Origin of the sequence: Paraburkholderia diazotrophica, from assembly GCF_038900755.1 — a bacterium.
Classification (GTDB): Bacteria; Pseudomonadota; Gammaproteobacteria; order Burkholderiales; family Burkholderiaceae; genus Paraburkholderia; species Paraburkholderia diazotrophica_A.
The window spans coordinates 18,356-41,454 of record NZ_JBBPEN010000025.1 but is presented as its reverse complement, the minus strand read 5'-3'; the positions used below and the strand labels follow the sequence as shown (position 1 = coordinate 41,454).

Annotated in this window: 18 protein-coding genes and 8 pseudogenes; 11 read left to right on the top strand and 15 right to left on the bottom strand. The window is 58.6% G+C overall.

Going from position 1 to position 23,099, the window contains the following annotated elements; genetic code table 11:
* Window positions 1-107: 107 nt before the first annotated feature.
* From AABE10_RS34975 to AABE10_RS34965, 3 pseudogenes are all read right to left on the bottom strand, one after another.
* Window positions 108-734: pseudogene (locus tag AABE10_RS34975) on the bottom strand (Tn3 family transposase); the annotation flags it as partial.
* A 30-nt stretch (window positions 735-764) separates the two neighbouring features.
* Window positions 765-1,141 (bottom strand): annotated as a pseudogene (locus AABE10_RS34970) (DDE-type integrase/transposase/recombinase); the annotation flags it as partial.
* Between the two features lie 858 nt (window positions 1,142-1,999).
* A pseudogene (locus tag AABE10_RS34965) lies at window positions 2,000-2,295 on the bottom strand (IS6 family transposase); the annotation flags it as partial.
* A 182-nt stretch (window positions 2,296-2,477) separates the two neighbouring features.
* On the opposite strand from AABE10_RS34965, the gene AABE10_RS34960 reads away from it, so the two are divergent.
* On the top strand, window positions 2,478-4,793 hold the full coding sequence (locus AABE10_RS34960) for a S9 family peptidase (RefSeq protein WP_342937630.1): 2,316 nt from the start codon (window positions 2,478-2,480) through the stop codon (window positions 4,791-4,793).
* Window positions 4,794-5,184: 391 nt separating this feature from the next.
* Here the strand turns inward: AABE10_RS34960 and AABE10_RS34955 are convergent.
* Window positions 5,185-6,887: pseudogene (locus AABE10_RS34955) on the bottom strand (phage integrase family protein).
* Between the two features lie 99 nt (window positions 6,888-6,986).
* Between AABE10_RS34955 and AABE10_RS34950 the strand changes: the two are divergent.
* A complete protein-coding gene (locus AABE10_RS34950) occupies window positions 6,987-7,238 on the top strand; it encodes a DUF4158 domain-containing protein (RefSeq protein WP_342937629.1) in 252 nt (83 codons plus the stop codon).
* 255 nt (window positions 7,239-7,493) lie between these two features.
* Here the strand turns inward: AABE10_RS34950 and AABE10_RS34945 are convergent.
* A pseudogene (locus AABE10_RS34945) lies at window positions 7,494-7,694 on the bottom strand (type II toxin-antitoxin system RelE/ParE family toxin); the annotation flags it as partial.
* A 111-nt stretch (window positions 7,695-7,805) separates the two neighbouring features.
* Between AABE10_RS34945 and AABE10_RS34940 the strand changes: the two are divergent.
* A pseudogene (locus tag AABE10_RS34940) lies at window positions 7,806-8,307 on the top strand (Tn3 family transposase); the annotation flags it as partial.
* Window positions 8,308-8,716: 409 nt separating this feature from the next.
* The gene (locus tag AABE10_RS34935; protein WP_342937631.1) at window positions 8,717-9,409 is read left to right on the top strand and encodes an IS6 family transposase; all 693 of its coding nucleotides are present in this window, start codon (window positions 8,717-8,719) and stop codon (window positions 9,407-9,409) included.
* A gap of 359 nt (window positions 9,410-9,768) precedes the next feature.
* On the opposite strand, the gene AABE10_RS34930 is transcribed toward AABE10_RS34935, so the two are convergent.
* From AABE10_RS34930 to AABE10_RS34905, 6 genes and pseudogenes are all read right to left on the bottom strand, one after another.
* Window positions 9,769-10,335, bottom strand: coding sequence for a sugar O-acetyltransferase (locus AABE10_RS34930; RefSeq protein ID WP_342937628.1), 567 nt, complete (start codon window positions 10,333-10,335; stop codon window positions 9,769-9,771).
* A 127-nt stretch (window positions 10,336-10,462) separates the two neighbouring features.
* Window positions 10,463-10,790, bottom strand: a pseudogene (locus tag AABE10_RS34925) (DDE-type integrase/transposase/recombinase); the annotation flags it as partial.
* Window positions 10,786-11,016, bottom strand: a pseudogene (locus AABE10_RS34920) (transposase); the annotation flags it as partial. The pseudogenes AABE10_RS34920 and AABE10_RS34925, both read right to left, overlap by 5 nt.
* 234 nt (window positions 11,017-11,250) lie before the next feature.
* A complete protein-coding gene (locus AABE10_RS34915) occupies window positions 11,251-11,844 on the bottom strand; it encodes an RES domain-containing protein (RefSeq protein ID WP_342937627.1) in 594 nt (197 codons plus the stop codon).
* Window positions 11,845-11,856: 12 nt separating this feature from the next.
* A complete protein-coding gene (locus AABE10_RS34910) occupies window positions 11,857-12,540 on the bottom strand; it encodes a hypothetical protein (RefSeq protein ID WP_342937626.1) in 684 nt (227 codons plus the stop codon).
* A gap of 11 nt (window positions 12,541-12,551) precedes the next feature.
* Window positions 12,552-13,133 (bottom strand): hypothetical protein, encoded by a 582-nt coding sequence (locus tag AABE10_RS34905; RefSeq protein WP_342937625.1) that lies wholly within the window; start codon window positions 13,131-13,133, stop codon window positions 12,552-12,554.
* A 530-nt stretch (window positions 13,134-13,663) separates the two neighbouring features.
* Here AABE10_RS34905 and AABE10_RS34900 point away from each other — a divergent pair.
* From AABE10_RS34900 to AABE10_RS34885, 4 genes are read left to right on the top strand one after another with little or no spacing between them, the layout of a single operon-like run.
* The gene (locus tag AABE10_RS34900; protein ID WP_342937624.1) at window positions 13,664-13,849 is read left to right on the top strand and encodes a hypothetical protein; all 186 of its coding nucleotides are present in this window, start codon (window positions 13,664-13,666) and stop codon (window positions 13,847-13,849) included.
* Window positions 13,846-14,097 carry an RES family NAD+ phosphorylase gene (locus AABE10_RS34895; RefSeq protein WP_342937623.1) on the top strand — a complete coding sequence of 84 codons (252 nt, stop codon included), beginning with the start codon at window positions 13,846-13,848 and terminating at the stop codon, window positions 14,095-14,097. Before AABE10_RS34900 ends, AABE10_RS34895 begins: the two co-directional genes overlap by 4 nt.
* A 48-nt stretch (window positions 14,098-14,145) precedes the next feature.
* Window positions 14,146-14,418 (top strand): type II toxin-antitoxin system CcdA family antitoxin, encoded by a 273-nt coding sequence (locus AABE10_RS34890; protein WP_342937622.1) that lies wholly within the window; start codon window positions 14,146-14,148, stop codon window positions 14,416-14,418.
* Window positions 14,418-14,735 (top strand): CcdB family protein, encoded by a 318-nt coding sequence (locus AABE10_RS34885; protein ID WP_342937621.1) that lies wholly within the window; start codon window positions 14,418-14,420, stop codon window positions 14,733-14,735. The genes AABE10_RS34890 and AABE10_RS34885 overlap by 1 nt, the downstream gene beginning before the upstream one ends.
* Window positions 14,736-15,130: 395 nt before the next feature.
* Here AABE10_RS34885 and AABE10_RS34880 read toward each other — a convergent pair whose 3' ends face one another.
* From AABE10_RS34880 to AABE10_RS34870, 3 genes are all read right to left on the bottom strand, one after another.
* Complete coding sequence (locus tag AABE10_RS34880) at window positions 15,131-16,132, bottom strand: hypothetical protein (protein ID WP_342937620.1); 1,002 nt, start codon at window positions 16,130-16,132, stop codon at window positions 15,131-15,133.
* Between the two features lie 18 nt (window positions 16,133-16,150).
* Window positions 16,151-18,829: a DEAD/DEAH box helicase gene (locus tag AABE10_RS34875; protein WP_342937619.1), complete on the bottom strand. Its 2,679-nt coding sequence runs from the start codon at window positions 18,827-18,829 to the stop codon at window positions 16,151-16,153.
* A gap of 234 nt (window positions 18,830-19,063) precedes the next feature.
* Complete coding sequence (locus tag AABE10_RS34870) at window positions 19,064-20,074, bottom strand: YecA family protein (protein WP_342937618.1); 1,011 nt, start codon at window positions 20,072-20,074, stop codon at window positions 19,064-19,066.
* A gap of 65 nt (window positions 20,075-20,139) precedes the next feature.
* Between AABE10_RS34870 and AABE10_RS34865 the strand changes: the two genes are divergently transcribed.
* A complete protein-coding gene (locus AABE10_RS34865; protein WP_342937617.1) occupies window positions 20,140-20,355 on the top strand; it encodes a hypothetical protein in 216 nt (71 codons plus the stop codon).
* A gap of 333 nt (window positions 20,356-20,688) precedes the next feature.
* The gene (locus AABE10_RS34860) at window positions 20,689-21,885 is read left to right on the top strand and encodes a pectate lyase (protein ID WP_342937616.1); all 1,197 of its coding nucleotides are present in this window, start codon (window positions 20,689-20,691) and stop codon (window positions 21,883-21,885) included.
* A 730-nt stretch (window positions 21,886-22,615) separates the two neighbouring features.
* Here the strand turns inward: AABE10_RS34860 and AABE10_RS34855 are convergent.
* Complete coding sequence (locus tag AABE10_RS34855; RefSeq protein WP_342937615.1) at window positions 22,616-22,777, bottom strand: hypothetical protein; 162 nt, start codon at window positions 22,775-22,777, stop codon at window positions 22,616-22,618.
* On the opposite strand from AABE10_RS34855, the gene AABE10_RS34850 reads away from it, so the two are divergent.
* Window positions 22,764-23,093, top strand: coding sequence for a hypothetical protein (locus tag AABE10_RS34850; protein WP_342937614.1), 330 nt, complete (start codon window positions 22,764-22,766; stop codon window positions 23,091-23,093). The two genes, AABE10_RS34855 and AABE10_RS34850, sit on opposite strands and share 14 nt — an antisense overlap.
* Window positions 23,094-23,099 lie beyond the last annotated feature (6 nt).

Here is a 23,099-nt window from a genome sequence, read left to right as displayed (position 1 = left end):
CGACTGTCTGAGACACTGTGTCCATTCTCCCCAGTTTGTGGACACTGTCGGTCACTCGTGCCCGTTGCGGCCAATGATTGCATCTTCTACGCGGAACGTGGCGACGGTACAGATCGAACGCTTACGGTGATAATCGTCGGCGCGATATCGGTCGTGTTGTGGTAACAGAGGTCGAAGACGTAATGGCTTTCGTGCTCGTGCGCACCGATGAGGTTGGCGAGTGTGGCAACGTGATTGGTGAGGGAGGTAAAGGCGACGACTCCCCGTTCGCGACCGAAATATTTGCGCGAGTGCCTCGCCTTTGCGGTCGGAATGGCGGCAGCGAACTTCTGTCCGTCGATGGCACCGAAAAGTGCGCCAAGATCGGACGAGTAGTACTCGAAGATCGGTAATTGTGCGATGAAGTTGGCAACCCGGTCGTTGGCAGCCCGCAGTGTGGCCAGACGGCAGTACTGGCGATATGTTTCGTCGAGTGTGTGATACGGGATATCGCAGGTCTGGGACATGGCGAGATTGCCGAGATTGGTGGCCTGCGCAATAATCACCGCCATCAAGCTGTCCGCGTCGGCGATCTTCTTCGCGTAACGGGGTTGCAGGGGCGTCATCGTCGACAGGAAGCCGCAACGCTCATTCACAAACCGGATGATGTCGGCAATGTCGCGTAGCGGCAGCTTCGCGTAGAAGCTTTCCTGCTGTGTGGCGTTTTTGTCGGTTCTGTCGCGATAAGGAATTAAGGGCGACCGAGGGTGGCAAGAGCGCCGCGGTCATATGGCCAAGGAATAGAACTGCTCGGCGGCCGACGGACTGCTCCCCTTGGGGATAACCATCTGCCCTTTGCGGATCATCCGCATGGTCTCGATGCCACCGAGTACGATGCGAGCGCAGCGAAAATTCTGGAACCCCTACATCGGCCTGACCCGGCGTTTGATGCCACGGTGGTCCCGCTCAACGAGGTTATTCAGATACTTGTTCTGCCTGATCTTGATCGGCGTTTCCCGCTCAGCATTGCTCGCCTGCAGGGCCGCGAGGTTCGCGCCACTCTTGTCCACCGTGACGGTCTTTGGCGCACCGTTCTGGGCGATGGCCTTTTCGAAGAAGCGCCGGCGCGCAACAGGAAGTCAATGGTCTTACCGGCCTTGTCCCTGTCTCTTACTCCACTCAAGGGCCAGTGGAAGTATCTCTGCCGGGGCGTAGTCGAACTATTTCTGCCTCTCCTCCCCGAACCGGACGTGCGCCTCTCAGCGCATCCGGCTCTCCGCTGAAGTGTCGTTTCGAACAAAGGCGACACCGTTCCACCGTGCCGCCAGTTTGCTTTGTATTTCACTGATTATCGAAGGTCTTCACCTCACTACAGTCAGTTAATCAACAGGCAAACCACTTCAACTGCCCCCCTTCGCCATGTAGCCGCCTTTCCCGGCCTCGGACTACTACGGAGGCTCCGCCAGCTTGCACATCATTGGGGGCACACTCCCTTAACATCTGTGCAAGCCTTCCCCAGTTCACATGCTGGACTCAAGCGCACGGGCGAGGCTGCCTGTCGCAGTCTTTATCCTTGCTTGCCGCAAGTCGTCGCGAATACCGCGGCCTAGCTGCGCGCTCTCCATGGCTCCGTGCTGATGGGCCTATATGGCCAGTCAGCATTCGCGTTGCCGGGCCGTACATATGATCGGCAACAATTCGCGTCCTGCCTATTAAGCGGTGTAGGCAGGGGTGACGATTCAACCCTCAGATGCGTTCAAACAGGTTCGTGTTCCTCAACCGTCCCATGCTCAGCCTAGAGGCTCATCTTGGCGTAACCGCCTCGCCGCAAGCCCCGTTTCCCACGGACTTCGTCACCGTGCCAGTGTCGGCAAGTCACCGCCGCTTCGGCTCACTTCCTCTCGCAGCAGAAGAAGGGCATACCCCGGTACTACAACAGCAACTTCTCCGGGTTTTGCATTCCAACTATGCTCAAGCAACTTCACCCCCATATAGGCGGGCTACGTTGGCTGGGCGTACTGTAGGTCTCGTCCATGCGCCAGCTGTTGCCTACCGGGCGCTGGCGCCGACGAAAGGCCTTCTCGAGCACCGGCAGCAGCTTGATCGCTTGATCACCCAGCGATGCACCGTGGAATGATCCACCTCGATGCCGCGCTCGGCCATCATCTCTTCCAGATCCCGCAAGCTCAGCGAGTACGCCACGTACCAGCGCACGCACAGCAGAATCACGTCCACCGGATGGTGCAGGCGCTTGAGGACATTGGCAGCAATGCCGCCTGGCAGGCTCGTGCGCGGCGTCTTCGCTGGCTTATTCATCTGCTGACTTGCAGTTTCCAAAACCGGCCATTCTACTTCCCGTTATCGCGACAGAACCTCACCGGTCGCCTCGCTTGCGCTCAGCGGACACTGATCATACCCACTCGCATTCACTGATGGCATAAAAATTGCAGCAAGGTACGCCGACGACGTAACCTATACATAGTCAAGGCCAAACATCCATGCAAAAAATTGTCACCATCTTTCTGCTTCTAACTTCCTACTGCACGTTGCTATCGGCTGCTGACAACCAGGGGAACGGAACCATACACCCCCCCTTTGCTCTTACCCCCTCAGACTTTCAGCGGGCTCTCACAGTTCGTTATCAATACTCGGATAAAATTGTCAATTTCGTCGATACCCCCCCTTTCTGGCTTTCGCCCGAGACCCTTGCCTACCGACGGACGACACATGGTGAGCGCCAGTTCATTAAATTCAATATCAAAACTGGGAAGAAGCAACCGGCTTTCGATCATAGCCGCCTTGCCGACGCATTAAATAAGGCGGCCTCCTCGAATTTCCGAGGCAATTCGCTGCCTTTTGACCGTTTCGAAATCGGACAAGACGGCAACCAGTTGCTGTTCTCCATTCATTCCGTTCAGTGGAGTTGTGATCTTTCAAGCTACATCTGCACTAGGATCTCTCAGGGCGAAATCTTGTCATTTCATAACGACTTCACGCCAACGGCTGAAAGCGATAGTCGAATCACAAGCGATTCACCGGACGGCAAGTGGAAAGCATATATCAAAAACTACAACGTCTTTCTACTGAGTAAGGACGGGTCAGTAAATGTACCGTTAAGTTGGGACGGGACAGAAGCGAACAATTACGTCTTCTCATCCCTAAAGTGGTCCCCTGACTCCAATCACCTCGCAGGTTACCGTGTCGCCGTCGGCCAACCGCGTCAAATCATGCTTGTCAATTCCTCAGCAACAAACCATCAAGCGAGGTATGAGCCAATAGCGTATCCCAAAGCGGGAGATATTCTTCCGCGACCGCAACCGGTACTATTCGACATAGTCAACAAGCGCATGGTCAATATCGACAATGCTTTGTTCCCGAATCCTTTTGACCTTTCCCAAATTAATTGGTGGAAGGATGGGGAAGGCTTTACATTTGAGTACAACCAACGCGGCCATCAGCTCTACCGAGTAATCGAGGTGGAGGCAGCCACCGGCCGTACGCGCTCTTTGATCGATGAGGTCAGCTCCACGTTCGTCGATTATACAGATTTAAGAAATAACCAAATAAATGCCGGAAAACACTTTCGTTACAATGTTAATGATGGAGAGGAAATTATCTGGGCATCCGAGCGCGATGGATTTGAACATCTGTACCTCTTTAATGGCCGTACCGGTGTTTTAGAAAACCAAATCACCAAAGGTGACTGGATTGTCCGCGCGGTGGACCACATCGATCCAGTCAGAAGGGAAATTTGGTTTGAAGCAAGCGGAATGAATTTCGGTGAGGACCCTTATTTCGTTCACGCCTACCGAATTGGCTTCGACGGAAAGGGGCTGACATCACTTACGCCAGAACCGGCCAATCATCACATCGAGTTTTCTCCTGACGGTAGATTCTACGTCGACCTCTGGTCACGTATCGACCTTCCCCCACGCATGGCGCTTTTCCGGTCTAGAGACAACGCTAAACTGATGCAGATTGAGAGCACCGACATCTCCCAACTCGAATCTAATGGATGGAGAGCACCAATCAATTTTGTTGCCAAAGGGCGCGATGGTAAGACCGATATTTGGGGAATCATTCATCTACCAGATAGATTCGATCCACATCTGAAGTATCCTGTGGTGGAGGATATATATGCCGGCCCGCAAGGCTCTCACGTCCCAAAGTCATTCACAACCACAACAGAGCCCCTTACCCAGTTGGGTTTTATCGTTGTGCAAATCGACGGAATGGGCACTAACAACCGTTCACGCCTTTTCCATGACGTCGCGTGGAAGAATCTGAAAGATGCAGGCCTTCCCGATCGCATTCTGTGGCATAAGACGGCTGCCTCTCTATATCCCTGGTACGACATCTCGAATTTGGGAATCTTCGGTACATCAGCTGGCGGCCAGAACGCCATTGATGCACTGCTATTCCATTCGGACTTCTATAAGGTTGCGGTAGCCAACAGTGGTTGCTATGACAACCGTATGGACAAGATATGGTGGAACGAACAGTGGATGGGCTGGCCCGTCGGCATTGAATACTCACAGTCCTCCGCCATCGACAATGCCGACAATCTGCACGGCAAACTTATGCTTGTTGTGGGCGAAATGGACCACAATGTCGATCCGGCCTCCACCTTTGCGCTCGCCGACAGTCTCATTAAGGCGGGAAAGGAATTCGAAATGGTCTATGTGCCTGGTGCTGATCATGGAGCCCCCGGTATCTTCACCGAGCGTAAGCTCATGGATTTCTTCGTTCGCAATGTTTTCGGGCAAGATCCGCCTAATTGGAATGCCACATCGACGCATTTTCCGTCGAGTTGATGACCCTTTATACTGATCGCCGTGACATTGAGTTCGTAGGATTTTTGTATAGTCACATTCAATCGTTTACATTGGGCTCAGGACTGCTATTGCTTGCCTTCGTTGAACGCAAGCCCGCAAGATTCCTGTGGGAGACCGGCGCAGTGTCATCGCCGATCGCTGAGCGTCGCCGTCGTTCAGGCGCTACGCCTAAAGCAGTGGGGTCAATGCTTTTGCGCGTTGGCGATCGTACTCGCTCTGGCGCTTGAAAAATTTCTCGCCTCAGTGGTCTTGGACCTGAGGATTGAAAGTGGCACGGCCATTGGGATGCCAACGAGATCATTCGCTTGTAGGGGTTATAAGCTGGAACCGCCGATTTTTTCGAAATTCTTCGAATTCAATAGGTTAGCGGCTATTTTCGGGCGGCAAAGGCCTGATCCATATCCCTCGCACGCTGGATTTCGTCGCCGTGCAGGTAGAGGGATGTCGTCGCGATCGATGCATGGCGCAGGTTGTCGCGCACGCTGGTCAGTTTGGCCCCGCTAGCGAGCGCGTGGCTCGCGTGACTGTGGCGCATCCAGTGCGGACTCGCGCGGCGCAATTTTTTGGCAGCTACCGGATGATCGGCCTCGATCACGTCGGCTGCCTGTGCGAAGAAGCGGCGCATGACGCGCCCCAGACGCGAACCCGCGATACCCGCGTCGCCGTCTTCGCCCAGACTCGCGACCAGTGATGTCTTCGGGTTCCAGCGTTGTGGCGTGACAGGCAGGCGTCGCTGTGCAAGGTACTGATCGAGCGCAGTACGCGCGAGCGGCGGCAGTGCCACCTTGCCGGGCTTGCTGCCCTTGCCGACCAGATGCAGCCAGTGATCACCGTGCCCGTCCACGCGGATGCTGCCGAGCTCGGCGCCGACCAGTTCGCTCGCGCGCAGACCCGTCGCGTAGCCGAAGTCAAGCAGGAAGCGCAGCCGCTGCGCCGCTGGCTCCGACCAGCCATAGGACCATTCGAGGCCGTCGGCAATCGCGCGGACCAGCAGCCACTCACCCTCGGTGAAACCGCGCGTCGTGTCCAGCGCTGGCTGCGAGGCGTGGCCTCGGACCTTGACGCCGGAAAACGGATTGGCGAGCACGTAACGCTGCTCGATCAGCCAGCGAAACAGCGCCGAGAGCACCGTCAGTGCGTAGGCTGCTGAGCGCGCTGACAGGCCGCCCGTAAAGGGGCGCCATTCGCGGAATCGCGCGGCCGCGGCGGCCCGACCCAGCGCTCGCGCGGCGTCGGACGTCTCACGAACGCCCGGTAGGCGATCGCGTCGTCGGTTGTCAGTGACGACAGCGCCCGCCCGCGTTCGACGATCGCCCACAGGATCAGCCGCTCGGCCTCCTTGCGATAGGCGCGCTGCGTCGTCGCTGTTTCGTGCAGCGCAAGCCACGCCTGTACCGCCTCGTAATCGTTCGTCGCGTTCAGCGTGCAGGCATTACGCGGCGCCCGGAAACTGCCCTGCGAGCCATCGACCTCGTGCGGCAGGCGCAACTCTTCCCACGGCACGATGCTGCGTGGCTGGGTGACCGCGACCAGTGCGCGGGCGCGCTCGGTCAACAGCGGATGCCCGGCGAAGAAGGCTTCGACTTGCCGAGCCCCCATCGCGCCGAGCCCCTCGATCGTTCGCCACCATCCGCGCCGTCGCGGGATGCGTACGGTCAGTTCCGAGAGCGTATGGATGCCGTGTGCACGCAGGGCATTCGCGGTCCGGGGTGCGAGCCACCGTTCAATGTCGTCGCTGATCTGGGGCTGTGGCGCAGTCAACGAGGGCAACGTCCTGAGCGCGTGTTCAACTGCCTTGGCTCGCCCCTGCCGCTCTTGGGGCGTGTGCTGGAATACCGCCGCCAGATCCAGTCGATGGCGGCTTTCGGCGAACGCGATGAGCTGCCGGCGGATGCGGCCGAGCATGCCACGTGCGGACTGGCCCGACGCCTTGAGGCCAGGCAGGTAGCGCAGGACGGTTGCACGTGAACTGAGGCCTGCATACCAGCCACGCAGCGCGGCCAGCGCATCGGCATCCGGGAACCCGGGTTCGGCAGGCGTCGCGGCCGGGCGCCGGGGCAGACGCGTCTTCATCGGTTGAGGTTATGTAAAATCAAGATGATAGCCCGATAATATCAATTATTGGTCTGTCACGCTTTAAAATGGCGCCCTTTCAGTTTCTTCCGCCTCTGGATGCGCGCCCACAACGGCCATCTCACCCTGTTGCCCGAAGCAGAACGGCAAGCGCTCTATGACCGCCCCGAATTCGATGATTTCCAGCGCGCGGAGTACTTTGCCTTCACCGCCGACGAACTGGCGCTAGCGGAACGGCGCCGCGGCCTCAACGAACAAATACTCTGTCTGCTGCAAACCGGCTATTTCAAGGCCACGCGGGCGTTTTTTACGTTTAGGGGTCTTCAGGAAACGGAAAATAAAACACGCTAAGCGGGGTAGCCTCAAGAAACGGATTTTTACGTACGCTACACCTAGGTCTCCCCACGAGCGAACGTCACACAGCGATACCCGCTCGGTCTGTCGATGTGAAAGCTCGCGCCTTCGTGCCGCCGAGTCGGTATAAGCGGATTCTAGGTGGACCGTCTTACTCTTGTGATGTTTGACGGTGGAGGCCCGATGCGTTGCCGCGCGTCGGGCCTTCGTTTTTCTGGCTAGGAGAAAAAGGATCGCGGCAAAGTCACGCGCACCATGCAGGATGTGAAGCACGTCGATGCGCTCAGGCTCGCCGACGACGCGATAGAAGATTTGGTAACGGCCATGAACCCGGTGCCGCACGCCTCGATCCTCGTAGCGCGGCACAACCGGGAAAGAGAGCGGCATGTCTGGGAGGCTCAAACACTTCTCGCTCAGCTCACGAACGAAGCTCACGGCGCGGCGTGGATTGTCTCGGGCAGACGTTCTTCACCTTCACGTGGGACGAGGTGCCGCACGATCGGGACTTCGTACTAAGCCGGTACTTCGCCGACCTGTCGTTCGAGGAACGCGCTGTGACCCGGCGCGACGTTAGGCCTGAAGGAGATCACCCAGGGCACGCTGGTCCGAAAGCTGTGCACCTACGTGTCGTCGCACCCGACGTGGCGGGCGATCTTCGAGTACGACCGGCAGGTAGCGCAACGTCCACCGCTCGCAGAACCGCATCGAGTCATACCATCAGCTGCGCGCGGCGATCGCCTAGGTCGGCGGCCAGAAGGAACTGACCGGACGCACCGACCTGGACATCGAGACCAGCAATCAGTGCGGGCGACTCGTCGCCAACGCGATCCTTTTCTACAACTCGGCGATTCTGTCCCGGCTGCTTGTGAATTCGGCCGGCAGTCAGAAGGCGCTGGCATTGATCACATCAATGTCGCCAGCGGCGTGGCGGCATGTGCACCTCGGCGGGCACTACACGTTTCGCGGCGACAGGCCGGCCATCGACCTGGAAGCGATCATCCAGGGGCTCGAACTGGACCCTGAGCCTAGATCCGGGCCGTTACGGGCTCGCGAACAGAGCCCGTAAGGGTAGCGGCGACGTGACGAAAGATCGATCCTGTCGCGACGTAGCGCACCAGGTGCCCAAGGCGCTGAGCGGAACTGCGCGACGGCCTTGACGTGCTGCAATGCCGTGTCGACGTTGGCGAGGAGCTGCTAATGCGCGCTGACGTCAACGCCAGAGCCGACCGGCTTCTCCTGAAAGGCCGTCAAGACGGGCTTTCCCAAGTATTTCTTGAGTTTCCAAGAGCCGCCGGAATGACACCACTTCTGGCTTGTCTCGGGATCCAGCTCCATGTCCGAACCTGCGCCAACGAATCCGAGCCCAGCATATGCACGTTCGGCGGTTCTGTCGCGATAAGGAGGTACCGTAAAATCAGAACATGAAAAATTTGTGCAAAGCGCCGGTGAAGAAAGAACGCATTTCCCGGAAGACGTTGCCGGTGGGGATCGCGAAGGTCCTGAAGCGGCTGCATTTCCCGGTGGACGTGATTTTGCTGTGCGTACGGTGGTATGTGGCGTATTCGCTGAGTCTGCGTGATCTCGAAGAGATGATCGCGGAACACGGTATCGAAGTCGATCATTCGACCGTGCACCGATGGGCTATCAAGCTGGTGCCCTTGTTCGAAAAAGCCTTCCGCAAGCACAAACGTCCGCTCGGCAAAAGCTGGCGGATGGACGAGACGTACATCAAGGTGCGGGGCCAGTGGAAGTACCTGTATCGGGCGGTGGACAAGGCCGGAGACACGGTCGATTTTCTGTTTCGGGCCCGTCGGGACAAGATTGCCGCGCAACGATATTTTGAAAAGGCGATCGACCAGAATGGCGCGCCGGAGACGGTCACGGTGGATAGAAGCGGGTCCAACCTTGCGGCGCTTCAGGCCGCCAATGCCGAGCGGGAAACGCCCATCAGGATTCGCCAATGCAAGTACCTGAACAACATTGTTGAGCAGGATCACAGGGCCATCAAACGTATCGTCAAACCGATGATGGGCTTCAAGGATTTTCGCTGCGCACGCATCATTCTGTCTGGCATCGAGACCATGCATATGATTCGGAAAGGCCAGATGCGGGTGAAAAAAGGCACCCACCCGTCAGCCGCCGAGCAGTTCTACTCTTTGGTTATGTAAGCCATCCTGATTATATCGAGCAGGCTCGTCCGTCCACCGTTACCGCGACAGAACCGGCGCTTGAGCACCTTCGCCACCGCGGGATTCAGGTTCTGCTTTATCGGTCAGATCGTCCGTCTTCGGGACGTCAGCATAGCAGGTCCCTTATTGCGACATAGCCCGCGTCGCTACATCAGAGCGTTACTGTCAAGCTTCGTGTGAAATCGCTGTCCAGCTTGCCGTGAAATCCGTGTCCACCTTCGCGTGAAATGCCTGTCCAGCTTGCTGCGAAATCAGTGTCCGGCTTGGTGCGAAATACGCATCGAGAATTCATCGTCAAAACAAAGAACGACGCGTAACCCGAGGGCACTGCGCTCCACTCATGTGATCTTTGGCGCCGAACACACGCGTGCGGGATTGCCGACAGCAGTGGCGCCAGCTGGCACGTCGCGCGTGACGATGCTGCCTGCGCCGATCAATGCGTCGTCGCCGATCGTCACGCCCGGCAGAATGATCGCGCCGGCACCGATCCAAACGTTGCGTCCGATCCTCACCGGCCGACCGAATTGGAGCCCTGCCCAACGAACAGCCGGATCGCGAGGATGATCCGCGGTCAAAATCTGCGCGCCGGTTGCAATTTGCGTCATATCGCCGATCTCGACCCGAACGACGTCAAGGATGATGCAGTTGTAATTGAGGAACACCCCGGCGCCCAGACTGATGTTGAAGCCATAGTCACAATGAAACGGGGGACGAATCATGGAGTCTGTTCCAATCGTAGCGAGTCTCTCTTGCAAGAGTTCGTATCTCTCCGAGAGCGGCATGTCGATGGCTCCGTTGAAGCGGGCCATCCATGCTCGGGCTTCCGCCTGATCGACCTGAATCTCGGCTGCCTTCGCCGTGTACAGTTCTCCGGCAAGCATCTTTTCTTTCTCCGTTCTGCTCATAACTCTTCTCTCCAGTCAAGCTCGTCGCTTGCGCCATGTTCCCATAGTCGGTAAGCGCGCGTCGAGTCGTCAGTCATTCAACATCCACTCCGGGTATGTGGCGTCTGCCCATAGAATGCTCCTGTTCACGTGCAGCCGTTTTGACGAATACGCGCTTCTCATGAGTGAACTCGGGGATCTCGGCTTTCGCCGCAGGGTAACTGCGCAGCGGGTCCGTCAGATCCTGCGCGGCACCGGGTTCGAACACAGCACCCACCGGAAAAGCGCTTTGCCGCGGCCTTGTCGCGTCGCTCTTGCATCAGCACATCGAGTTTGGCGCCGTGCTCATCGATCGCACGCCATAATAGATACGACCCGCCGCGCAGCGTCACGAAAATCTGAAGATACCAAGTGCTATCCAGCTTTCGCCGCGCCGCTTTGACGCACTGGGCAAAGACAGCACCGAATTTGTTGCAGTTCAGTGAACACACGATCTAGCACGCCGTCGCTGGACCAGCGATTCATTCGCGTGTAGATCGTTTGCCATCGGCCAAAGCGCTTGGGCAGTCCGCGCCATTTGCTCCCATGCTCGGCCACATAAAGAATCGCATTGAGCACCTGCAGGTTTGTCAGGCTGACATTGCCGCGCTGTCGCGGCAGGCAATGCTCAATCCGCTGATATTGGGCTTCGGTGATTTCCATCGCCGAAGGATACGATCCAATACGATTAGTGTGAACAGGCCCTAGCCTTCGCATAGCGCGATTTCTCCGTGCATGGCCGGCCTTTCGGGATCGGGTGGAAAGACGCACCACTTTCCGTCTCGATGTCGAAAAAAGAACATTGCCTTCGACCCGGTTCCGTTGTCTGCGACCACGCAGACATATCGTCCCCTGCTGGATCTTCCGTAGTGGCTGACTCGAAACCCTCTCTTCGGGTCAGGCGCCAACCAGTCCTGCACCATACTTCTCAGCGACGTCCCTGCTATCGCCATACACAAATCCGTCCGGCCGCGTGACGGGGTCAACGGACTGGATTGTCCGGTCGAGTTGATAGCCGAACCACTGCGACCACTCATAGTCCGGGCTCGACAAGTCGTCATAGATGCCAAGCCTGCTCGATGCCGAGCCATTCAGATTCCAGAGCCTCGGCGGACGCGGAAACTTCAGCTCGGCGATTACCCCGTGCTGGACTGCAAACGTATCGAAATAAAACGTTCCGGTGCGCGTCACGTCGTTCTTGCAGAACTGCGCCTCCCAGATTGCCGTCTCCGCCGCATGGGCCGCGTAGAGCCACCAGAATGGCGGTGTGCCGTCCGGCCGGAATAGCTCAGGCGGCGGACCAAATCGGTAGACACGCTGTACCCTGACGGGCAACACGCTCTCGGGCACATACGCGGCACGGAATAACTGTGCGCTCGTGTCCGGATCCGCGAGCTCGCGGGAAAGTGCCTCCCTCAAAAGCTCTTGCGACGGAATCCGGTTCCGCAGATGCGGGGGTAGTTCGACGATCGGTTCATTCTTATTGGTCATTGCATTAGCCGTTCACTCGGCCATGCCTTTCTCCGACGCCCGAACCAGCGACAATACCCGACGTTGGCGTTCCATCGCGGGCAACTGCAAGAGTCGCAGCTGGCTGAGGTGCACCGACGGGCGCGTCTCGAACGGCACGCCAGCCAATATCTCCGCGGGAGACAATTCGTTCAGTTCGTCCTGCGCGGTCACGAAGAAAGCATGCACCTCTGTTCTCAACGATCCTCGAAGCGCGAACAGCACCGGTTGAAGCAGCTCGGGTACCGGCTCAACAAACTGCCACGCCGGAAACTCACGCCCGTTGCTTTGCCCCGCAGGCACGACGCAGTAGAACTTATTCGCTTCAACATAGCGATACAGGCTCGCGAGCGACATGCTGACCTTGCGCTGTTCAATCACGTCCGAGGGTCTCAGATTGGCCACAGGCAACGTGGGCGAGCGGTTTTCCGCGTCTTGGGATTTTTCCAGCGCCAGCATCGTTGCCAGACGTCGCTCAAGAACGTTGCGCACGAGTTCGTGGATCCTGCCAGTCACCAGTTCGGGCGCTTGGCCGCGCAAAGTGCCCTCGACGTCGGATGCAAACAGTTCGGCGACGTCACGAGCCGCTCGCTGTACGTCAAGAGGCGTCCCGCCCGACAGGAAAGCGCGGATCTTGAAGTCAGCCGCAGCGTTCCGCTCGTTGATTGCCTGTGCCATGAAACTCTCCTTCATGCGATTTGCGGAGGTGCGCCAAGCGGCGTCATGCGCTTCGCGATGGCCGCCGTACTACCCGTTTCGACGGTAGCCCGTGCGATATGTCGGAGCAGGAATGCGCGGGCCGCAGCGAAGCACTGCGCGAGGTGTCGTCGGCTGGCCACGAGCTCGCGCAACCGCGCCAGACGGTATTCCCGTGCGAGCTCACGGCTATTGACGGCGTCGAAATCTGCCGCCAGGTAATCGGCGCCGGGTGCAGTTCTTGATCCGAACAGCGCCGCAGCAACCTGCGCCACTAGCGATTTGCTGGGGCGCGTATCGGTCGGTTGACCAAACAGCAGCGTCCAGACTCGCCAAAAGGCGTCGGGGTTAACAGCGAGCAAGGTGTTTTGACGTTCTGCGGGGTCAACCTTCGCGGGGCTTGACACCGCTTCATTCGATTCAGCGAGCAACGGGTAAAGCAGCAGCCGCGCGGGCCGAGCCTCACGCTCGGCGTATTCGCCGGGTGCGGGCACAGGCGGTGTGACCTGATTCTCAGTCACATCCGCTACGCATCCCCCTATCGCTTCGGACAGGTCGCAGTCGGTGTACCACATGGAGCATCTGCCGTTCGGATGTTTCCACGATAAGCTATTTTCGCAGTTTTCGCAGTTTTCGCAGTTTTCGCAATATTATTCTTTGTCGCATTCGTTGCGTTTTTCTCAGGTAAGCCTGCCGTGAACGCATCATTGCCAGAATAGGTTTGCTATCTGTCTATGAGCGTCTAGTCTGGGTTGCTGGCGAGTGGCCCCGAAGTACGGCGTTATGGGCGTACCTCACAGTCCCCGCCAATCGGCGAAACATGGCAGCCTCTGCCCGACTATCGCGCCGTCGTTCGCGCTCAGGGTGTGCGCGTGCGCACGACCATGAAAGACAGGCATGTCCTGACCACCCGCCGCGACGGATGGATTCAGTTCACCGTCGACGACGACAACTTCTATATCGATACAGAGTTCCAGGGATGAGAAACACGCGACGATCGTTGAAGGCCGGAAACATGACCTGGTAATCGTGAAGGCCCTGTCTAAGCTTACGGCCTACCGCATGCATGTTCCCAAGTGGGCGGTCGGGCCGACGAGCGGCGCCGGTGCTGGCAGGCATGGCGGCCACGCTAACCGGGCTTAACGCCCTTTATCTCGCACTGGACGTCGACGCGGCCGTACGGGAATATCAGCAGATTTCTCCATTGATGCCGCCGGGCACGCTTGTCAGTTACCAGTTGACCGTTGACCCTATCGTCGACTTTACAGGCGGGTATCAGAGCGGAAAATGATCTGCCCTGTGGGAAGATTTCTATTGCGACTGGCGTGGCTGCTGGTTCAACCAGCGCATCGAACCCCCAGCCGGGTTGTCGGTGACGAGGTTATCGCGGCCGGGGCGAAAGGGATTTTCTTCAGGTCACGCCTATCGCCGGATGGAGTAAATCTCGTCCTATACGTGGATGAGCTTGAGCCGACAGATCGACTTGACGTGCATGACCCACAGCGTTCGCTTCCGCAAAACCAGTCGTCCTGGACGTAAGCGCCTTCGCAGCGGACGGCATTGATCATGTGTAGAATGTGGACAGATATGCGCATATTCACCAACATGGAGGCTCACATGGCACATGCAACTGCCGCCGTGCCACGGAAGGCGACCAATGTCACGCTGCCTGTCGACGTTTATGAGCGGGCGAAGGAACTGGGCATCAACTTCTCGCGTGCCTGCGAGCAGGCTTTGCGCGACGCAATCAAGGCCGAGGAAGGTCGTCGCTGGGCGCAGGAGAACGCGGAGTTCATTAAGAACACCAACGACTGGGTCGAAAAGAATGGCCTTCCACTCGCTGAATACCGGATGTTTTGATGGCGCGATTCGAAGTTTATGCCAACCCCGGTAAAAGCAAGGCGAGTACGCCGTACCTTATCGACGTGCAGAGTGACTTTCTCGATGGCCTGACAATTCGGGTTGTTGTCCCGCTGATTCGTGCGGACTCTTTCCCTCCCGGCAAACTGCCAGCAGATCTCAAGCCGTCCTTCGAGATCGCTGGCGTCAAATGCCTGATGCACCCGGCGTTCATTGCATCTGTTCCGTTAACCGAGCTTGGTCCCTCGATCGGCTCATTGCGGGAGCATCGGGACAAGATCACTGCAGCGCTTGACCGTCTGCTGGGCGGCTACTGATCGCTCAATCACTGCTGTTGGCATTACCAAACAGGACCCAATCGGTTGACGCGACATCCCTCGTCAGCATCAGGCGTTATCCTCCCCCGGCCGCATAATGCAAGAGTTCGCGACCTGCAACTCTTGCATGCGGTTGCAGCCTGGCCCTATCCTCGAAATTGAAGACCCTTGATTGTCGGTCGATTCGTAAAAGCGCCTAAAATATAGGATACCTATCGATATTCGCTAGATTGAGTCTATGCGCAGTCGTGATTCGCGTCTTGAGGTAGCGCCAGGCCGTCGCCGGCGAAATCGCGACACCGTAGTCCCACTCAATCAGAGAGTCGGCCAGGATTCAAAAATCCGTAAGAGCGAAACAGGTCGCCGGCTCAAGCGGTGAAACGCGGGACAAAAGATCACCCGCGGCGTTTCGCGGATTTCGACGTAGTACGCGGACGTGCAACGGCCTTTTGAGACGCGACCGAACGGTTCGTCTTCGATGTGCCGGGATCGGAGTTGCCCCTGGGCTTTTTCATGGCAGCGGGGCCGGACTTCGCGGTCGGCGTCGCGACCTTGCCCTTCGGCGCCGATTTCACGGTCACGGACGGCTTCGGCGTGGTCAAAGCAGATTTTCTCGCTTGCGAAGTGGATGGTTCGCGCGTGCGGTTGCCTCGGACCGAGTCGGCATCTGCACATGGTTCCGTGTCAATGTCGATACCGAACACATCGCCCAGAACTGCATTGTCGAGCAGCTTGCCGGACGCCGGGGAAGCTTTTCCCGCACCGGACAAATTCGCACCTGTGTGATTGACGAGGTCGGTGGGGTCAACGCCACGTAACGTAAAGAGCAATTCGGGCTGCTGGTCGAGCCGTGCGCCGATGCCATAGAGTACTGCTGCGACGTGCTTGCACATCACCGCCCAATCCAGGCAGTTGCAACCGAATTTGATATCCTTCGGTGCGGGGAAAAGCCCGGTGCCGGGCTTGCAGATGCGGCCCATCACCGCAGCCGATAGCTTACCCAGCAGCAGTTCGACCATGGAGTCAATCGACGACGCACAATCGGCGCTCAACGCGCGCCACTGCCTTTCCGGACAGGCGGCGACATCAATTGTGATCTCATACAGGCTTGATCCCATCACCTGCGCATGGATCTTGCCCTTTGTAATCTGCAGATCGATCACCGAACCATTGCGCACGTAGGTGCGCCCCCTTGGCAGGCGGCTATCGTAGTCGCTGTACTGCTCCAGATTATCGCACCACGCTTTGCCCCAGAAAGTCTTCGCAATGGCCCCGCGATACGGTGCAATGGGTGACAGGGTCTTGCCAGCCCTGGTCGCTCTGGCGACCAGCTGCTCCGCTTTTTTTCGCCGCTCGGCCACCGGGACGTAAGGGTTCCATCCACCGTAGTTTGCCATCAGCGTTCCTCTCCATGATCAGTTTTCCTGCGCGGAATGAATATCGAGCTTGACAAGATCAAGCAGCTCCTGGTCACTCATCTCGGTCAGCTGCAGTTCCGCACCGCCTTCAAGCATATCGTTCACCAACTGCTGCTTCGATTCGATCAACTGGTCAATCCGATCCTCGACCGTGCCCTGGCAAACAAACTTGTGCACCAGAACATTCTTGCGCTGGCCAATGCGAAACGCCCGGTCGGTCGCCTGATTCTCTACGGCGGGATTCCACCAGCGGTCGAAGTGAATCACGTGAGACGCCGCTGTGAGATTCAGTCCCGATCCTCCCGCCTTGAGCGACAGCACGAAGAACGGCGTTGATTCATCTTCCTGGAATTGCCTGACCAGTTCGCGCCGTTTGCCTACGGGCGTACCGCCATGGAGAATCAATCCCTCCCGGCCGAAAAGGGATCCCAGGAACGCGGCAAGCGGCTCGGTGATTTCGCGGAACTGGGTGAACACCAGTACCTTTTCCTGCTTCGCCGCGATCACGTCGACCAACTCCCGCAGGCGGCCAAACTTGCCGCTGGCTTCGGGGCTCCACGCCGCGTCGCCAAGCCACTGGGACGGATGGTTGCATATCTGCTTGAAACGCATCAGGTAGCTTAAAACGATGCCTTTGCGTTCAACACCGTCGGCACCCTCGAGCGCCGCCGCCAGGTCCTTGACCGCGCGTTCGTACAACGCGGCCTGGACGGGGCTCAGATGGCACCACGCCTTGAGTTCGGTCTTTTCGGGGAGATCGGCGATAACACGCCTGTCGGTTTTCAGACGGCGCAAGATGTAGGGCCGCACAAGCGTGCGAAGCGGACCGAAATGCTCGATTTTTGCCAAACGCCGGCTGAGATCGGCAAATTCCTTCGCCGAGCCCAGCAGGCCTGGATGCGTGAAATCAAAAATGGACCACAGATCCGACAGGCGGTTTTCCACAGGGGTGCCCGTCAGGGCGATACGTGACTGGGCCTGAAGCTTCTTTACCTGTTTCGTCTGCCTGGCGCCGGGATTCTTGATCGCTTGGGCCTCGTCGACAATCGCGATGCGCCACTGGATCGTTTCCAGACCGGGTTGACGCAGCAGCGAACCGAAACTGGTAATGACGAGGTCTGTCTGCGTGAGGTGCGCGTCGCTCAGTGCGCGTAGTTCTTCTGCAGGCGTCACGGACGGGTGAGCCACCAGCACACGCAGGCCGGGTGCGAAGCGTTCAGCTTCCGCTGCCCAGTTTGCCAGCAAGGACGCGGGGGCGAGCAGCAGGCTCGGGCGCGAGTCGGCCTGTTCGCGCTTCAGGATCAACAGCAGGGAGAGTACCTGCATCGTCTTTCCGAGGCCCATGTCGTCGGCCAGACACGCGCCCAGCCCGAGCCGGTTAAGGAGGTATAGCCATCGCACGCCGGCCTGCTGGTATGGCCGAAGCTGGGCTCTCAGGTCGGGGCCCGGATCGACCTGCACCAACCCTTCCGGTTGGCGCAAATGTCCAAGCGTCTCTGCCAGCCAGTCTCCTGCAACGACCTGTGCCCAGTCGCGCTCGTCGGAGCCTTCAGCTTCGTCGTCCGATACGCCCGCGAGGAGACGCAAGGCATCGTTCAACGGCAGCCCCGATTGCGCCGCCTTCTCCATACTCTCAAAGCGTTGGAGTACGTGGCCGAGCTTTTTCGTGTCCACTTCGATCCAGCGTCCACGAATCCACTGGAGACCGTCGGCCCCCTTGAGCAGACGCCGGATCTCGGCGGGACTTAACGCTTCGCCATCGAGCGACACCTCCATTCTGAAGTCGAGCAGCGCATCCTTGCCGAGGAGCGACGGAGGCCGTGCCCCAACGCTGGCCTTGACCGCAGGTCGCGCGGGGCGGCCCGTCGCCCAGGTAGCCGGTAGCCGGACCATGATTCCGGCAGATTCCAGAGCGGGCAAATCGCAGAGAAGACGGTAAGCGTCAGCCGGCATCCAGCGCAACGGGTGGTATATTTCGCGCGAATCGAGCATTGCACGAAGCCAGTCGCAGCGTTCAGCAGCGCGCTGAACCGGCATCAGGAGAGAGAGCAGCTTCGCCTTGTTCCGCGCACCGGAAAATTCCTCGAGCGCCCGCGAAAGCGGTTGATGTTGTGTCTTGCCATGGGCCGATATCCGCGCTGCGTAGGTTGCCAGGAAAGCGAAAGGGGCCTCAGGATCCTTGCGGTTTTCGGCAAGGTTGAAGTGAACACGGCCCACAAGATTCCACGCAGGATGACGCGACTTGAGAAATGCCTGAAGCGACTCCCCCGTGCTCGCCAGCTCATCACGCAAAGCGATGCCGATTTCGCCCCACAGTGCCGCCAGGACATCCGACGTGAGATATTCGGCGCCCGTCATGGGCGGTGCATCTTCGATCAGTCTTTCGAAGTCCCCTGTGTCCGGTTGAGAGACCGTGGCCTCCTGGCCTTCTGACGTGGTGCATAAAGACGTGACATAGCGGGCGCCAAAGTCGCGCCACCATGCCCAGGCAGGCGGCAGTGCACGCCCTATGGTTGCGCTCCCCAGATAGAGCAGCCCATGACCCGTGCCGCGCCTGAAGGAAGCGTCTAGCGCAACGTCATCTGGCAAGGGAGGCGCATCGACTTCCGGCGCTGCAAGGAGATGGCCTGCCGGTGTGATTTTGGGCGCGAGACAATCGCTATCGGTCAAAGGCATGGATGGTCGATGGGGAAGTAACAGCTTCGATTGCAGGCGGCAAATAGCCTTGCGTGCAGATCACGTAATATCTTGCGCCTGGGGAAAAACTGCTATTCCTGATCATGGCGCTGGCTTCCGCCGGCATGTTGTACGGCATTGCCGGGTGACGCTTGTGTCCGTGCCGCACAAGGTTTGACCCGCAGGCTGCGGCGACCGGACCTCTACTCGGGGCGCAAGACGGTTCAAGAGCGGTCAGTGCTTCGTCACGTGCTCTGCCGTTACCGATGCAATGCCATGCGAGCTGATCGTGTTCAACGCTTCTGCCAGCGCGCCTCCCTCAGTCGGAAACGGGTCGTCCCAGACTGTTGATGTTCCGTGCGAGTCGATGATTTCCAGAAGCCAGCCATCGCGGCTGTCGTTTCCGGCCCGATAGACGTGCACGTCGACAGACGTGCCTTCGCGAGTGACGCGCGTAGACAGCGGGGACAATGCAAGCGGGTGAAACGCGTCTTCCGTCGTCCGGCCGAGCGAATAGACAAGGAACGGGTCTTCGGACTCGGTCCCGTCTTGCGCATCCAGATCGCTGCGCCCGGCATGCTCGCCCGTCCTGTCTTTCGGCTTTGAAACCGCTGGGATCATGTTCGGCCGCTCGCCCTGTTCCATCAGTTTTCGGCGCTCCTCATCCCAGTATCGATGGATATTGAGCGCTGCGGCCGTGAGCAGGTTTGCGAATGACCGACGTTGCTCGACGGTGTAATCCCGCTGCCGCAGTGCCTGGTATCCGGAGGCTGTTCCAAACAGCAGGATGACATTGAACCACTCGGGGTGTCGTTCGATCAGCAGCTCCCAGGCCTTCCGATCAATGTCGATGCCTTTGCAATAGCCATCGCACCACTCGTCGAGGACGAGAATATCTTCACCCCGCCACTCGGTCGTGTGCAGCGGGGGTTCGAACAGATCGGGACAGTGATTCAGGGCGTTGTTGATGTCGTTCCAGTATTGAATGATCAGTCCGGTAATCTTGCGTGCCCGACCGGCTGACAAAAATCTGGGCTGACGTGTTGCGTGCCGCGCATCCCAGATCCACGGAAGCACCGCGCTCGGCATGACCATGCTCGGTCCGGAGATGACGGCGGTCAGAAAGCCGTGCAACTTGACGGCGTCCATCGCATCGTCGCAAACGGCATTGCTCGAAAGAAAGCGTTCGAGCACACCAAACTCTTCATCAGTCAGCGGATCGTCGAATTCGGAATCGAGATTCATGATATTCCCACGGTGGTATACGGTAGACGCGATGCTGATCGCCTGTGTATGTCACTGTCGCCGACATGCAACTCGATGCAGCGCTTGCACGCAACCATTTCGGCGGGCGCCGGGTGGCCAACATTTTACCCGACGGGGCGATGCGCAAATCGGAATACCGGTCGGAAGGCGATGAATTTTTTCGCGTGCATATCGCTAACTCTTGTTATCGCTATCGGACGCATTTGCTGGAGAAACTCGAGTTTCGCGAAAGCGCCTCCCCATTGTTCCGGCACCTATAATATACCGATGCCAGTCACCGGCTTCCATCCTCCTTCCCCGATGCGCCGTCAGTGTCCACTATGCGCGCCGAATACGCAGACCATGGCAAGCCAAAAATATTACATAGTACTCCTTCTTAACGTTTGCCAATCCGCGCTCACGGGTATGACTGTGTCCGCCATCCCAATCCTGGGCGCGCGCAGAGCTGCGTTAACATTCACGTCGCCCATGCGCGCATCAGATTGCGCAGCCTGATGCGGACGTGCATCGACGTTTAAACCGAATGCACCTTGGGCCGGGCATCTGCCCATTGCCGGTTCCTGGCTTTATGCATTCTCGAATGGAAGAAACGAATGAACTGGCGGCTACTCATGACAATATTAATCGCAAATCTACTGTGCGCTCGTGGCAGCGCGCATGGGGCGTCTTCTGCGCCAGATCCGTCAGCAGCGACAGGCTCGCAGTCCAGTGAGGCAGCAATCACCGCGCGCCTGCCGACGAACACCGGCGGCTTCGCAACGGCGACCGGGTCAGACGATTCCGCCGTCACGGTTGCCAGCCTCGCTGATCTGCTGGCCGCATTCAACGCGCGACAGCACCACATCCTTGTCAAGGGGGAAATTTACGGCGGGCCGCGACTGACGACCGTCACCTTCGCCACCACAGACTGGAACAATACGACGATCGAAGGCGCCAGTGGAGGCAGTGCAGTGCTGAAAAACATCCAGCTCAAATTTGACGGCGAGATGCTGCCGGCAGGCAAGAACATCCAGAATGTCGTGATCAGAAACATCACCTTTCATGGCGTTATCCGGGACCTTCAGGCCCTGCCCGCTCAAGTTTACGGCACATCCAGTAACGCCGGTATCAATTATGAAGGCGTGTCGCTTCGACGGGTCACCAATGCGTGGGTCGATCATTGTGCGTTCTACGATACGAGCGACGACCTAATGAGCGTGACACTGTCGTCGGATAGGGTGACGGTTTCCTATAGCCGGTTCTATTTCACCAGCGAGTGGCTGACGATGCACCCCGATCCTATGTGGAACTGGGCGGGCAAGAACCAGGACTTGGCCAATGAACGTCTGGCGATGCTGGTTGGCGCAAACAGGCAGGATTCTTATGCATATGGAGGGAACAGGCTGCATGTCACGTTGCACCACAACCAGTTCGGCCCGAACCTAAAGGGACGTCCGCTGCTGCGGGGCTGGATTCACGCCTATGACAACTATTTCGATAACGGGGCGACACCCACTGGCCTCACGGCGGCTGGGTCAGACGAGACCCAGTACAACGCTCTGCAGATTGGCAGCGGCGGAGTTGTCTATTCGGAAAACAACTATTTTTTCAGGACAAACCAGAGCATTCAGGTTGGCCTTGATTCGCCGGGCGACGTCTACGCTTTCCATGAGAACGCAAACCGGTACGACCAGACCACCGGCAGATCGGCAAGGGGCGAGGTTTTTTCACTCGCGCCCGTCGGTTACGCGTATCGGGCCGGGACAGCCTCATCTATCCTCAAAGCCGTGCAGACCTTCGGTCCTCGCTAGTAGCAAGCATGAACAGGACGACTGCCCGTGGCTGTTGGATTTGTCTCACGGGCATCGACGTCAGTAAAGGCCGACGGTCGCCAGCGACGTATCGCGGGGCGCCGCAATATTCGTTCGCAGATTGGGATTCCCCGCCGTGCAACATGCAACGGTGATCGGTATGTGCAGGTGGGATCGCGTTTCACTTCAGGATGAAAGTGAGGGTTCCGTATTCAGGCCGGTCGAAGCCCCCGCTGTTGGGTCCGTAGTCGCCCCGCCGGCCTCTGGTCTTACCTTGACCGCAAAGGCTTCAATGTCGGGCGCGTCGAACTTCGTCGCGATGACGTAGTGGTTGTAGAGAAGCTTCCAGATGGTCGTATGTCGCCGTAGTCCCCGTTGGAGATCGTCGGCTACCTGACATCGCTTTCCTGATACAGCACTTCGGACAGTGGGAAGCCGCCGCCAATGGCCTTCGAGATCAGGGGCGCGTCGGGCACGATGCCCCGCCAGGTCTAACGCGAACATCGTTCAGGTCCGGCCGAGTCCCATCTGAATCGTCGATCAGCAGTGGGATGCCGAAACGTTCGGTAAGGTCGCGCGCCCCCGTAGTCACGAGGGCGGCGCTGGAATCAGCCCGCCTTCGCCCAGCACCGCCTCGACGATGACCGCGGCAGGCGCGACGATGCAGCTTTCGGGATCATTCAGCACGCGCTCAATGTACGCTAGCGAGAGTGCTTCCGTACCCGCCCCGTCAGCGCGGAAGGGGCGGCGGTACGCAATGCACGTCCGGCATCAGCGATGCGACGTCCATCTTCGCGTTCAGGTTGCCCGTCAGGGCGAACGCACCCGCGGTCATGCCATGATATCGGCCGCGAAACGCCAGCACCGAGCGCTGGCCGGTGGCCGTCTTCATCGGCTTGACGACGGCCTCGGTCGCGTCCGAGTCGGACGGCCCGCAGAACTTGGATGCGGGCCTGCCGCGCGAACATTTCTGGCAGCGCGTCGAACAGCGCTTCGATGAAGCAACTCTTCGCGGGCGTCGTGAGGTCGAGCGCCTGGAGCAGTTGGTCCGGCTGAAAATATACAATCACGCGGTCGCAGACGTACGGGTGATTGTGGCTCAGCTCCAGCGTGCCGGCGCGAGACAGGCAGTCGAGACACTCCTTCCCATCGCTGTCGGCCACGTGCGCGCGCCAGCGTTGCCGAACTACCTCGAACATATCGGATAGATCGAA

Coding starts and splice junctions, on each gene's coding strand:
- AABE10_RS34960 (WP_342937630.1), top strand. CDS start 2,478: ATGCAAAAAATTGTCACCATCTTTCTGCTTCTAACTTCCTACTGCACG.
- AABE10_RS34950 (WP_342937629.1), top strand. CDS start 6,987: ATGCGCGCCCACAACGGCCATCTCACCCTGTTGCCCGAAGCAGAACGG.
- AABE10_RS34930 (WP_342937628.1), bottom strand. CDS start 10,335: ATGAGCAGAACGGAGAAAGAAAAGATGCTTGCCGGAGAACTGTACACG.
- AABE10_RS34915 (WP_342937627.1), bottom strand. CDS start 11,844: ATGACCAATAAGAATGAACCGATCGTCGAACTACCCCCGCATCTGCGG.
- AABE10_RS34910 (WP_342937626.1), bottom strand. CDS start 12,540: ATGGCACAGGCAATCAACGAGCGGAACGCTGCGGCTGACTTCAAGATC.
- AABE10_RS34905 (WP_342937625.1), bottom strand. CDS start 13,133: ATGTGGTACACCGACTGCGACCTGTCCGAAGCGATAGGGGGATGCGTA.
- AABE10_RS34895 (WP_342937623.1), top strand. CDS start 13,846: ATGATCTGCCCTGTGGGAAGATTTCTATTGCGACTGGCGTGGCTGCTG.
- AABE10_RS34890 (WP_342937622.1), top strand. CDS start 14,146: ATGCGCATATTCACCAACATGGAGGCTCACATGGCACATGCAACTGCC.
- AABE10_RS34885 (WP_342937621.1), top strand. CDS start 14,418: ATGGCGCGATTCGAAGTTTATGCCAACCCCGGTAAAAGCAAGGCGAGT.
- AABE10_RS34880 (WP_342937620.1), bottom strand. CDS start 16,132: ATGGCAAACTACGGTGGATGGAACCCTTACGTCCCGGTGGCCGAGCGG.
- AABE10_RS34875 (WP_342937619.1), bottom strand. CDS start 18,829: ATGCCTTTGACCGATAGCGATTGTCTCGCGCCCAAAATCACACCGGCA.
- AABE10_RS34870 (WP_342937618.1), bottom strand. CDS start 20,074: ATGAATCTCGATTCCGAATTCGACGATCCGCTGACTGATGAAGAGTTT.
- AABE10_RS34865 (WP_342937617.1), top strand. CDS start 20,140: ATGCAACTCGATGCAGCGCTTGCACGCAACCATTTCGGCGGGCGCCGG.
- AABE10_RS34860 (WP_342937616.1), top strand. CDS start 20,689: ATGAACTGGCGGCTACTCATGACAATATTAATCGCAAATCTACTGTGC.
- AABE10_RS34855 (WP_342937615.1), bottom strand. CDS start 22,777: ATGAAGACGGCCACCGGCCAGCGCTCGGTGCTGGCGTTTCGCGGCCGA.